At 69.1% G+C, this 11,706-nt stretch carries 9 protein-coding genes and 1 pseudogene; 7 read left to right on the top strand and 3 right to left on the bottom strand.

Features of this window, described 5'->3' with window-relative positions:
* The first annotated feature begins 138 nt into the window (after positions 1-138).
* The 5 genes and pseudogenes from ACTIF2_RS07145 to ACTIF2_RS07125 all read left to right on the top strand — a co-directional run bounded on the left by ACTIF2_RS07145 (position 139) and on the right by ACTIF2_RS07125 (position 6,893).
* Positions 139-1,008, top strand: a complete 870-nt coding sequence (locus ACTIF2_RS07145; protein ID WP_439496348.1) for an ABC transporter substrate-binding protein — start codon at positions 139-141, stop codon at positions 1,006-1,008.
* Positions 1,005-1,985: a FecCD family ABC transporter permease gene (locus ACTIF2_RS07140; protein ID WP_439496347.1), complete on the top strand. Its 981-nt coding sequence runs from the start codon at positions 1,005-1,007 to the stop codon at positions 1,983-1,985. Before ACTIF2_RS07145 ends, ACTIF2_RS07140 begins: the two co-directional genes overlap by 4 nt.
* Before the next feature lie 62 nt (positions 1,986-2,047).
* Positions 2,048-2,743 (top strand): annotated as a pseudogene (locus ACTIF2_RS07135) (ABC transporter ATP-binding protein); the annotation flags it as partial.
* A 221-nt stretch (positions 2,744-2,964) separates the two neighbouring features.
* Positions 2,965-4,539: an ABC transporter substrate-binding protein gene (locus tag ACTIF2_RS07130; RefSeq protein WP_439496346.1), complete on the top strand. Its 1,575-nt coding sequence runs from the start codon at positions 2,965-2,967 to the stop codon at positions 4,537-4,539.
* A gap of 38 nt (positions 4,540-4,577) precedes the next feature.
* Positions 4,578-6,893, top strand: coding sequence for a penicillin acylase family protein (locus tag ACTIF2_RS07125; protein WP_439496345.1), 2,316 nt, complete (start codon positions 4,578-4,580; stop codon positions 6,891-6,893).
* 20 nt (positions 6,894-6,913) lie between these two features.
* On the opposite strand, the gene ACTIF2_RS07120 is transcribed toward ACTIF2_RS07125, so the two are convergent.
* Both ACTIF2_RS07120 and otnK read right to left on the bottom strand, forming a co-directional pair.
* On the bottom strand, positions 6,914-7,612 hold the full coding sequence (locus ACTIF2_RS07120; protein WP_439496344.1) for a class II aldolase/adducin family protein: 699 nt from the start codon (positions 7,610-7,612) through the stop codon (positions 6,914-6,916).
* Positions 7,612-8,877, bottom strand: coding sequence for a 3-oxo-tetronate kinase (gene otnK, locus ACTIF2_RS07115; protein ID WP_439496343.1), 1,266 nt, complete (start codon positions 8,875-8,877; stop codon positions 7,612-7,614). The genes ACTIF2_RS07120 and otnK overlap by 1 nt, the downstream gene beginning before the upstream one ends.
* Positions 8,878-9,007: 130 nt before the next feature.
* Here otnK and ACTIF2_RS07110 point away from each other — a divergent pair, with 130 nt between their 5' ends.
* Positions 9,008-9,871 (top strand): transketolase, encoded by an 864-nt coding sequence (locus ACTIF2_RS07110; RefSeq protein ID WP_439496342.1) that lies wholly within the window; start codon positions 9,008-9,010, stop codon positions 9,869-9,871.
* Entirely contained in the window at positions 9,868-10,866 is a 999-nt protein-coding gene (locus ACTIF2_RS07105; RefSeq protein ID WP_439496341.1) for a transketolase family protein, read from the top strand. The genes ACTIF2_RS07110 and ACTIF2_RS07105 overlap by 4 nt, the downstream gene beginning before the upstream one ends.
* Here the strand turns inward: ACTIF2_RS07105 and ACTIF2_RS07100 are convergent.
* Positions 10,858-11,595 carry a GntR family transcriptional regulator gene (locus ACTIF2_RS07100; RefSeq protein ID WP_439496340.1) on the bottom strand — a complete coding sequence of 246 codons (738 nt, stop codon included), beginning with the start codon at positions 11,593-11,595 and terminating at the stop codon, positions 10,858-10,860. The two genes, ACTIF2_RS07105 and ACTIF2_RS07100, sit on opposite strands and share 9 nt — an antisense overlap.
* Positions 11,596-11,706: the final 111 nt, after the last annotated feature.

Here is an 11,706-nt window from a genome sequence, read left to right as displayed (position 1 = left end):
AGGATGCTCCAGATGATTCCGGAGCCTCCTGAAGCATCCTTCGAGACGCCATTCCTGATGGAATGGCTCCTCAGGATGAGGACGCGATACATGCCTCTAAGATATCGGAACAGGCTGAGCCTATCTTGGTGGCCTTGGTTGGCTCTCCTGCCAGTCTTCGCGAGCGGAGCCGCTTCGGCCGAGCCGATCAGGCTGGTCGATGCCGTCGGCCGCGAGGTCGTGATCGCCCAGCCGCCACAACGGATCGTGCCGATCTTCGCCTCGAACACCGAGCTCGTGGCGGCGCTCGGGCTGAGCGAGCGCATCGTCGGCGTCGAGGCCTATACGCGCTTCCCGCCGGAGGTCGCGGGCAAGCCGCTCGTCGGCGGTAGGCTCGGCTTCTCGGTCGACGCCATCGTCGCGCAACGGCCCGATCTCGTCATCGTCACGCCGGCGCGCCAGGCCATGCACCAGCTCATCGAGCCGATGAGCCGGCTCGGCATTCCGGTCATGGTGCTGCTGAGCCGCAGTGTCGCCGAGGTGATGAGCAATATCCGGCTCGTCGGCCGGGCCGCGGGCCTGGAGGCGAGGGGAGAGGAGGTTGCGCGCGGTCTGGAGGCGCGGCTTGCCGAGGTCGAGGCCCGACACCCGCCCGGCCCGGCGCCTCGCGTCCTGATGATCACCGGCCGCCTCGGGAATGGTCTGGTGCTGGTCGCGCGCGCCGACACCTATACCGGCGATGCGATGCTCAAGGCCGGCGGCCGCCACGCGCTGGAGCGCACGGTGGTGCCGCAGGTCTCGCCCGAGGCGATCATCGCGGCCGATCCGGACGTGCTGCTCTTCGCCAGCCGGCAGGACGAGCTCGACGCGTTGATCGCGCAGCCGGGCTGGGGCCTGCTGCGCGCCATCCGTAGTGGGCATGTGCATCTGGTCTCGCGCGCCGAGTTCCTGATTCCGGGACCGCGAACGGTCGCCGGTATCGAGAAGCTCGCTTCCCTGTTGCGCGCCCAACCGGTCGCCGCCCGATGAGCCGGGCGTTCATTCTCGTCGGCGCGATCCTGCTCGCATTGCTGTTCGCGGCCATGGCCGGCCATGACTGGGCCTCGCCAGGCCAGCTCCTGCAGGCGCTGTCGGGCGATCCCTCGCTCGGCAGCCAGTTGTTGCTGGTCTGGCGGGTGCCGCGCGTGCTCGCCGCGGCGCTGGTCGGCGCCCTGCTCGGGCTCGGCGGCGCGATCTTCCAGGGCGTCTTCCGCAACCCGCTGGCCGAGCCCTATCTGCTCGGCAGCTCCGGCGGCGCGGCGATCGGCGCGACCGTCGCGCTGCTGGTCCCGCTCGGGTTGCCCGGCGGGCCGTTGCTCGCCGTCCTGTCCTTCCTCGGCGCCTGGGGGGCGACCTGGATCGTGCTCGCCGTGGCGGGGTTCCATGGCCGCCCCGACGCGGCGGGGCTGCTGCTCGCCGGCGTCGCCGTTGCCGCGATGCTGGGGGCGTTGCGCTCCTTCCTGATGCTCGCCTTGTCCGACGACGCGATCAATCTCCAGGTCGTGTTGAGCTGGACGCTGGGCGGCATCCAGACGCCGAGCTGGGCCGGGCTGGCGTTGCTGCTCGCCCTGACGCTGCTTGCGCTGGCCGGCGCGGCGAGGCTCGCATCGGGCCTCGACCTGCTCGGCCTCGGCGACGAGCAGGCCCATGCCTTCGGGCTCGACCCGCCGCGCTTCATGCGCCGCGCCGTTCTGGTCGGCGCGGCGATCGTCGCCGCCGCCGTCGCCTGGGGCGGGCTCGTCGCCTTTGTCGGGCTGATCGCGCCGCATGTCGCGCGCTGGTGGGCGGGGCCGCGCCATGGCGCGTTGCTGCCGCTCAGCGCCGGGATCGGCGCCGTCATCGTCACGCTTTGCGATGGCATCGCGCGCGCAGCGCTGCCGCCGGCGGAGATTCCGCTGGGGCTGATCACGGCGCTGGCCGGCGGGCCGTTCTTCCTCGTCTTGCTCGCGAGGAGGCTACGGTCATGAGCGCGATTTCCTGTAATGGGCTCGGCGTCTCGGCCAACGGCCAGGCGCTGCTGCGCGACGTCTCGCTCGACTTCACGCCCGGCGCGCTGACCGGGCTGATCGGTCCGAACGGCGCGGGCAAGTCGACCCTGCTGCGGGCGTTGGCGGGCTATCGCCGGCCGGACCGCGGCTCGGTCGTGTGGAACGGCCGCGACCTCGCGCTCTGGAGCGCGGCCGAGCGCGGGGCGGCCAGCGGCTATCTCCCGCAGCATCTGGAGCCGGCCTGGAGCTATTCGGTGCAGGAGATCGTCGCGCTCGGCGCGGCGCGCGCTCCGGTGCGCGCTGCGCCGCTTCGTGAACTCATGGCCGAGCACGGGCTGGAGGCCCTGGCGCAGCGGCGCTGGAACCAGCTTTCCGGCGGCGAGCGGGCGCGCGCGATGCTGGCCGCGATCGTGGCGACGAAGCCCTCGATCATCCTGGCGGACGAGCCCGGCGCCAGCCTCGACATCCGGCACAGGCTCGATCTCGTCAGGCGGCTGCGGACGCTGGCGCGCGACGCCGTCGTCATCGTCGTGATGCATGATCTCGATCTGGCGGCCCGGTTCTGCGATCGGATCGTCCTGCTCGGCGACGGCCGGGTCGCGGCGGACGGCGCTGCGCCCGAGATCATCCGGGGGCCGGCCTTCGAGCAGGCCTTCGGCGTCCGCTTCCAGCGCGAGACGCTGAAGCGGGACCATGATTGGCTGCTCGGGCTGCATGGGCCGGGAGACGGCTCCTAGCGGCAGACCTGGTCTGACCTAGGCATTTGCCGAAGAGCGAGCGGCGGCTCTCCGAAACTCGCCTTGAAGTCCCGCGACAGGTGGACGCTGGCGCAAAACCTGCCCTCATGGCGGTCCGGGCAGGAGCGGCCCGGCGCTTCTATTGACAGGCGGAATTTGGATATATCATATAGTTTTGTTCCTCCCGATGCCGACCTTGAGACGACCGAAGAGGATGCCCTATGTCATTGTCCGAGATCAGCAAACGTTCTCTGCTGCAAGGCGGCGCCGCCGCGCTGGCAAGCCTGGCCGTGCCGCAGGCCGCGCGCTCCGCCGGCATGCCGCTGACGGTGGTGCTCGAATCCGAGGTCGTGATCGTCGATCCGCACGTCACGACGGCGGCGATCACCCGCACCTTCGCCTATCAGGTGTTCGACACGCTTTTCGCGATGGACACGAAGGGCATGATCCACCCGCAAATGGTGGAGAGCTTTGAAACCGCGCCCGACGGTCTCTCCTGGCAGTTCAAGCTGCGTGACGGCCTGCTCTGGCATGACGGCGCACCCGTCAAGGCCTCCGACTGCACCGCCTCGCTCAAGCGCTGGGCCCGCAGCGACACCCTCGGCAAGATGCTGCTGGCCAATGCGACGGCGATCGAGCCGATCGACGACCGCAGCTTCAGGATCGCGCTGAAAGAGCCTTTTCCGCTGATGCTCGACGTGCTGGGCAAGCCGAACGCGCCGGTGCCGGCGATGATGCCGGAGCGGATCCTGCCGCAGGGCGATCAGCGCATCACGGAGATCGTCGGCTCCGGCCCGTTCAAGTTCCGCGCCGACGCCTGGCGCGCGGGCGATCGCATGGTGCTGGAGCGCTTCGACGGCTACAAGCCGCGCTCCGAGAAGCCCGATTTCCTGTCCGGCGGCAAGGTCGTCAATGTCGACCAGATCGTGATCAGGGCCATGTCGGATGACGCGACATCGGCCTCCGCGCTGATCGCCGGCGAGATCGACTACATGCAGTACCTGCCATTCGACTGGCTCGGAAAGCTGGAGGGCACGAAGGGCCTCAGCGTCATGGCGCTGACCGGTGTCGACATGTTCCAGGGCAATTTCCGCCTCAACCATGCGACGGGCCCGCTCGCCGACCCGGCCGTGCGCGCCGTGTTGTGGAAACTGGTGGACCAGGCCGAGGTCCTGCAGGCGATCGGGATCCCCGATCGTTATGCGGCAAAGAGCTGCTCCTCCTTCTTCATGTGCGACGCGCCGCTCAGCACGAGCGAGGGCGCGGGCGTTGCCAAGCTCGCCGTGAACGAGGCGCGCGAGGCGCTCAAGAAGACCGGCTACAACGGCGAGCCGGTCATTTTCCTCACGGTTGCCGGCTCGATCTCGCAGACGGCCGGGAGCGTCCTTGCCGATCACATGCGCAAGGCCGGCTTCACGGTCGACGAACAGGTGATGGACTGGGGAACGGTGCTGGCCCGGCGCGCCAAGAAGGACGGCTGGAGCATCTTCCCGGTCTATGCCAACGGCATCGACATGGTCTCGCCCCTGACCCATTTCTACATCGGCAATAACTGCGCCGATTATGCCGGCTGGAGTTGCAGCCCGGCGATGCGTGACAAGCTCGTCGCTTTCGCCAAGGCGCCCGACGCTGCCGCGCGCAAGCGGCTCGCCGCCGAGATCCAGGTCGAGGCCTACAAGGACACGCCGTCGGTGATGTGGGGGCAATTCTGCCGCCCGGCCGGATATCGCTCGCGGGTCAAAAACCTCATCCAGTCGAGCTTCCCGATGTTTTGGCAGCTCACCGTCGAGGCCTGAACCGGCCGCCTCCCGAACCTGTCCGACAAGGGAATCCCATGGCCACTGACGCCGATCGCAGCGCCTTGAAGGCGGCTGTGCCGCCGCTCTCGGGCGCGTTCACCTTCCCGGGGCTGGAGAAGACGGGCACCGTTCATCGCGATTCCTGGGGAATTCCGCATATCCGGGCGGGCAGCGAGGCCGATGCCTTCATGGCGCTCGGCTTCGTGCACGCGCAGGACCGGCTCTTCCAGATGGACCTGACCCGCCGCAAGGCGCTCGGCCGCGCCGCCGAATGGCTCGGCCCGGAGGCGGCGGAAGCCGACATCCTGGTGCGGCGCCTCGGCATGGAGAGCGCCTGCCGGCGCGACTATGCGGCGCTGAGCGCGCCGGCGAAGGACATGCTCGTCGCCTATGCGGCCGGCGTGAATGCCTTTCTCGCATCGGGCGCGCCGCTGCCCTACGAGTACCAGCTGCTGCAGGCCGAGGCCGAGCCTTGGCAGCCCTGGCACAGCATCGCCGTGATGCGGCGGCTGGGCCTGCTGATGGGCTCGATCTGGTTCAAGCTCTGGCGGATGTTGGCGCTGCCCGTCGTCGGCGCGGAGAACGCGCTCAAGCTGCGCTATGACGATGGCGGGCGCGACCTGCTCTGCATTCCACCGGGTGCCAGCGCGCAACGCTTCGAGGCCGATCTCGCGGCCCTGGCGCCGGCCGTCGAGAGCCTGCTTCAGGCCATGGGAGGCGACGCCGCGGACGGCACCGGCGGCGGTAGCAACAATTGGGCGGTCGGCCCGAAGGCAACGGCCACGGGCCGGCCCGTCCTCGCTGGCGATCCGCATCGCGTCTTCGAGATCCCGGGCATGTATGCCCAGCATCACCTCGCTTGCGACGCCTTCGACATGGTCGGGCTGACCGTGCCCGGCGTGCCGGGGTTCCCGCATTTCGCCCATAACGGCAAGGTTGCCTATTGCGTCACCCACGCCTTCATGGACATCCACGATCTCTTCCTCGAGCAGTTCACGGCCGAGGGCGCGCAGGCAAGGTTCGGCGACGGGTTCGAGCCGACGCGCCGCCGCACGGACCGCATCTGCGTCCGTGGCTCAGCCGACCGCATCTTCGAGATCGTCGAGACGCGGCACGGTCCGGTGATCGCCGGTGACCCGGGCAAGGGTGTCGGCCTCTCCTTGCGATCCGTCCAGTTCGCGGAGACGGATCTGTCCTTCGACTGCCTGCCGCGCATGACGCGGGCTGCGACCGTCGCCGGCCTCTATGAAGCGACGCGCGGCTGGGGCCTGATCGACCACAACCTCGTCGCCGGCGACACGGCCGGTTCGATCGGCCATCTCGTGCGCGCCCGCGTGCCGCGCCGGCCGCGGGAAAACGGCTGGCTGCCGGTGCCGGGCTGGACGGGGGAGCACGAATGGCGCGAATGGATCGCGCATGAGGACATGCCCTGCATCATCGACCCGCCCGGTGGGATGATCGTCACCGCCAATAATCGCGTGGTCGACGACAGCCACCCGGACTATCTGTGCACCGATTGCCACCCGCCCTATCGTGCCGAGCGGATCTTCGAGCGCCTGCGCGCGGCTCCGTTCAAGGTCGAGGACGCCGCGGCGATCCATGCCGACACCGTATCTCCCCATGCCGGACTGTTCCGGAAGCGGCTCGCAGCGCTGGGCGCCGGGGCCGGCCGGAAAGCCGAAGAGCTCCGACAATTGCTGCTCGGCTGGGACGGGCGCATGGACGAGGGCTCGCGGGCGGCCGCGGCCTATAACGAGTTTCGCCGGGCCCTGACCGGGATCGTGACCGCCCGCAGCGGACTGGCGCAAGCGACCTCGCACGCTTTCGCCCATGTCCCGCCCGGCATTTCACCGGATGGGCAGGTCTGGTGGGCGCTGCCGAGACTGCTGCGCGACGACGATACCGGCCTGCTGCGCGGCGGGACCTGGGACGAGGCGATTGCGGAGGCGCTGTCGCTCGCGGCGGAACGCTTCACCGGAAAGACCTGGGGCGAAGCGCACCAACCGCGTTTCGTCCATCCGCTATCGGCGCATTTTCCGGACGTCGCCGCGCTGCTCGATCCGCCGTCGCGGCCGATCGGTGGCGATGGCGACACGGTGCTGGCGACCGGCATCGTGCCGGCGGCCGGGCCGGCCTCGACCTATGGCGCCCTGTCTCGCTATGTCTTCGACGTCGGAGCCTGGGAGAACAGCCGCTGGGTCGTCTTCCACGGAGCCTCGGGGCATCCCGGCAGCAGTCACTATGCCGACCAGAATGCGCCCTGGAGCGCCTGCGAGATGGTGCCGATGCTCTATGACTGGGATCGCATCGCGGCGGAGGCAAAGGCGGTTCAGCAGTTGGTTCCGCGATAATCGCCCCGACCGTCCGTGGGCTATGAGGCCGCGGCGCTTGGCTTCGAGGCTTCGGACGGCAGGCGTCCGCTGCCGTATTCGGCGTAGCGCGCCAGAACCGTATCCATCTCGGCATCGTCCAGCATCACGACCGCGCCGGTCTGCTTCGCCAAACAATATTGACGGGCGAGCATTTCCAGCTTGATCGCCCGCGCGAGCGCCTGCTTCAGGCTGTCGGCGCGGCAGACCATGCCGTGATTGGCCATGAGGCAGGCGTTGTGCAGCCGCAGCGCCTCGATGACGCCCTCGGCCAGGGCGGCCGAGCCGAAGACGGCATAAGGCGCGCAAGGCACTTCCTTCCCGCCGAACGACGCGACCATGTAGTGGAAGGCCGGGATGGGCTTGCGCAGGCAGGACAGGGCGACGCAGTGATCGGGATGGGCGTGGATGACCGATCCGCCGAGCCCGGCCTGGTAGACTGCAGCATGGATCGCCCATTCGCTCGACGGCACGCCCGGCGACAGGGCGGTTCCGTCCAGCCGCGTCAGGACGAAGTCCTCGGGGCGGATGGTGGCGCCATCAGCCCCGGTCGGGCTGATCAGCATGTGCTCGCCGAAGCGGATGCTGATATTGCCGGCATTGCCGATGCTGAGCCCGACCTGCTCGATCCGGCGATAGACGTCGCGCAATTCGACGCGTGCGGCCTGTTCGTTGGCTCCTGCCTGCCCGTTCTCAGCCATCATCCGTCTCCGCGTTCCATCGTCTCGAGCATCGGCAGGAACATGTCGTCGGGACCGAGCTTCCCGGATTTCAGGCAGAATGCGAGCGGCTCGGCGCCGTCCGCCACGGCGTGCGAGATGCCGGGCGCGCGATAGGCTCCGACGGTCAGCCGGGTGATGCCGAAGCCGTCGAGGATCGCGCCCGAGGTCTCGCCACCGGCGATCAGGAAGCGCCGGACCCCGGCCTCGCGCAGGCGCTGGGCGAGGAGCGACAGGATCGTCTCCGCCCGCGCCGCAGCCTCGCGGCGGCCGAGGCGCTCCTGCAAGGCGGCAACCTGTTCTGGGCCGGCGGAGGTCGCGATCGCGACCGGACCGGCAGCGAGCCGGGGCAGCGCCCAGTCGAGCGCCTGCGCGCAGGCAGCCTTCGGATCGCTGAATTCTCCCGGGTCGATGGTCAGGACGGGCCGCGACTGCGCGAAGATCTCGAGCTGCTTCAGCGTCTTCTCGGCGCAGCTTCCGGCCAGCACCACACCCGGCCCTGCAATCGCGGGCAGGAGCGCCTTTTGTGCCTCGCCGACCAACCCTGCCCGCCGCCACAGCGCCGGGTAATAGGCGGCGACGGAGGAGTTCCCGGTCATCAGTGGCCAGGCCATCGTCAGCTCGGCAATGGCAGCAAGGTCTTCGGGCGTCGCCGCGTCGGCGAGCGCAAAGCCGATCCCGCGCCCGACCAGGCCGGCGCAATGCCGCTCCATCGCGGCGAGACCGTCGCGGACCACCTGCTGCGGGATCAAGCCGACCGATGTCGCCGTCTGCTGTTGCAGGACCCGGACCAGGTCCGGGTCGGTCATCGGCGTCAGCGGATCATAGCGTTTCGACGATTCCGAGATCAGCCGGTCGTCGGCAAAGAGATGCCCCTGGAACACCCGCCTGCCGGCTTCGGGGAAAGACGGGCAGAAGGCGGTGAGGCCGCCGCCAGTGATGGCGCGCAGCGCATCGGCGCAGGGGCCGATATTGCCGGCGGGTGTGGAATCGAAGGTCGCGCAATATTTAAAGAAGATCTGCCGCGCGCCCTGGTCGCGCAGCCAGCTGCCGATCCGCGTGAACTCGTCGCGGGCGAAGGCGGGATCGGCCACGCGCGTGCGCCTCGCCACGACGATCGCCTGCGCTTGTGCCGGCTCCGCCGCGTCCGTTACGAATTCGCAGGCGACGCCCTGGGCACACAGCATCGCCGCCAGTTCAAGCCCGCCGGTCAGATCGTCGGCGATCGCACCAAAAACCAGCGCCATCCGTTCTCGGCCTCCCTAGACGCAAAACGAATATATCATATACATAGACCCGTCCACCCGACAGGAGGCCCCTCATGGTAGTCCTCGCCAGGCAGGCGCGCCGCGCGCCGACACATCGCGGCAGGGCGCCATGACGGCCCGTCCGGAACGCCAGCCCGCGCCGCGCATCCTCGATGCCGCAGCGCTAGCGGCAGTGGCCGCCCGCCTGCGGCGGCGCGTGGTCGAGCTCGTCGCGCCCACCGGACAAGGCTATGTCCAGCAGGGGCTCGGCGCGGCCGATCTGTTCGCGGTGCTCTATTTCGCCGAGCTGCGGCTCGACCCGTCCGACCCGGACTGGGCCGATCGCGACCGGCTGCTGCTGTCGACCGCCCATAACACCGCGATCTTCTATGCGACGCTCGCCGAGCGCGGCTTGGTCGATACCGCGGAGCTTGCCAACTATTGCCGCGATGGCTCGCCCTTCGAGGTCAACGCTTCCGAGCGCCTCGGCACGGTGATCGAGGCGACCTGCGGCTCGCTGGGGCAGGGGCTTTCGGTCGCGATCGGCATGGCGCTGAGCGCCAGGCGCCGCGGCGCGGCAAGCCGGATCTACGTGATCCTGGGCGATGGCGAATTGCAGGAGGGGCAGGTTTGGGAGGCGGCGCTTCTCGCCGGCAGCCTCGGCCTCGACAATCTCTGCCTGCTGATCGACGACAACCGCATGCAGGTCGAGGGCCATGTCGACACGGTGGTGAAGCTCGAGCCGATCGCCCAGAAATGGGCGGCCTTCGGCTGGGCCCAGGAGAATGTCGACGGCCACGATATTCCGGCCCTGCTCGTGGCGCTCGAGCGCGCCCGCGCGGCCTCCGGGCAGCCGACATGCCTCGTCGTCCGGACCTTGCCGGGCAAGGGCGTGTCGGCGCTGGAAGGCATCCTTGCCCATAACCTCAAGCTGCCGCCGGATGTTGCCGCGATGGCGCTCGCAAGCCTGGCCCAGTCGGAGGGCGAGCCATGACCTCGAAACCTGCCGAGACGCTCGCCGTCCAGGATTTCAACCAGCGCGGCGCCGCTGCGGCACCAGTGCGCAAATACTATGGCGAGACGCTGCTGGCGCTGGCCAAGGCGGACCCGCGCATCGTCTGCCTCACCGCGGACCTGACGCTGCCGACGGAAACCGACCTGTTCCGGGACGCGCTGCCCGAGCGCTTCCTTCAGGTCGGCATCGCGGAAGCGAACATGATCGGCATCGCCGGCGGCATGGCCCGCAGCGGCGAGATCCCCTTCGTGCATTCCTTCTGCGTCTTCGCGACCCGTCGCTGCTACGACCAGATCGCGATGCAGGTGGCCTACCCGAAGGCGAATGTGAAGATCGTCGGCGTGATTCCCGGGCTGACGACGCTGCTCGGCGTCTCCCACCAGGCGATCGACGATATCGCGCTGATGCGGGCCCTGCCGAACATGACGGTGATCGAGCCGAGCGGGCCGGGCGAGGTACCGGCCGCGGTTCGCGCCGCGGCCGCCCATGACGGGCCGGTCTATCTCCGACTCAAGCGCGCCGACGGGACCGAGCAGGTGCCGGCCGTCAGCGAGGAGGCAATGCCGATCGGGCGGGTGCGCATCCTGCGCGCGCCCGGAGAGGGGCTGCTGCTCGCCTGCGGCATGATGGTCGAGCAGGCTCTGCTGGCGGCCGAGCGCCTGGCGACCGAGGGGATCCATGTCGGTGTCGTCGACGTGCCGACGCTGAAGCCGATCGACCCCGAGATCGCCGTGCTCGCACGGTCGGCCCGCACTGTCATCACGGCGGAGAACCACTCGATCATCGGCGGGCTCGGCAGTGCGGTCGCGGAACTGCTCATGGATAGCGGCGTCCGCTGCGGCTTCGCGCGCGTCGGCGTGCGCGACGTCTTCGCGGAAGGCGGGACGACGCCCTATCTCTTCGAGCGCTACGGCCTGACCGCAGAGGCGATCGTCCGCGCCTACCGCAGGGCGCGTGAGACCGCGTCAGCCTGACGGGGCGGTGCCCTGCTCGCGCGACAGGTTGCGGGTATCGCCGCCGGCTTCGAGCAGCTTGACGAGATTGACGCCGCCCTGCCGCATATCGGTCTGGATCGCGTCGCGCACGCCGGCCGCATCGCGGCGGCGCAGGTTCTCGAGGACGCGCAGATGCTCGTGCGGGCCGGGATAGGTCGGCGGCGCATGCGGATAATGGTAGTTCAGCAGCGGGCCGTTGCGCATCCAGATGTCGTCGAGGATCGCGAGCAGCTCCGGCATCTCGGCGGCTTCGTAAAGCCTGTGGTGAAAGCGCCAATTGGCGCGAACCGCGTCGGACCAGCGCTTCTCGGCTTCGGCCGCGACCAGTTCTTCATGAAGCGCCGCCATCTGCGCGATGCCTTCGTCGGTGATGCGCGCCGTGGCGCTCTCGGCGGCCGTGCCCTCGAGGAACAGCCGGATCGTGCGCAGCTCGAGATATTGCGCGAGCGACATATGGGCGACGATGATCGAGCGGCCGTCGAGCAGCTCCAGCGCGCGGGCGCGCACCAGCTGCATCAGCGCCTCGCGGATCGGCGTCTCCGAGACCCTCATCGAGGCGGCGAGCTCGCGGATCTTGAAGCGATGACCGGGCCAGAAGCGGCCCTCCATCAAGGCGAGGCGCAGGTTGTTGTAGACAATCCTGGTCAGGCTGTCGCGCGCCACCGGCGCCATCGCACCCGATCCATCGGCCGCCGCGTCTTCCGTCATCGCCACGTCTTGCCCCACGCTGGAACGACCCATTCAATGCGGGTGTACATGATATTTCGGCGCGCCAGAACCTCAGCCTGCGATCCGTGCACATCAAGGCAGGCCCGCTAA

It is taken from the genome of Allobosea sp., from assembly GCF_051860145.1.
Taxonomy (GTDB): Bacteria; Pseudomonadota; Alphaproteobacteria; order Rhizobiales; family Beijerinckiaceae; genus Allobosea.
The sequence above is the reverse complement of the archived record's forward strand: the minus strand, read 5'-3'. Positions and strand labels throughout refer to the sequence as shown.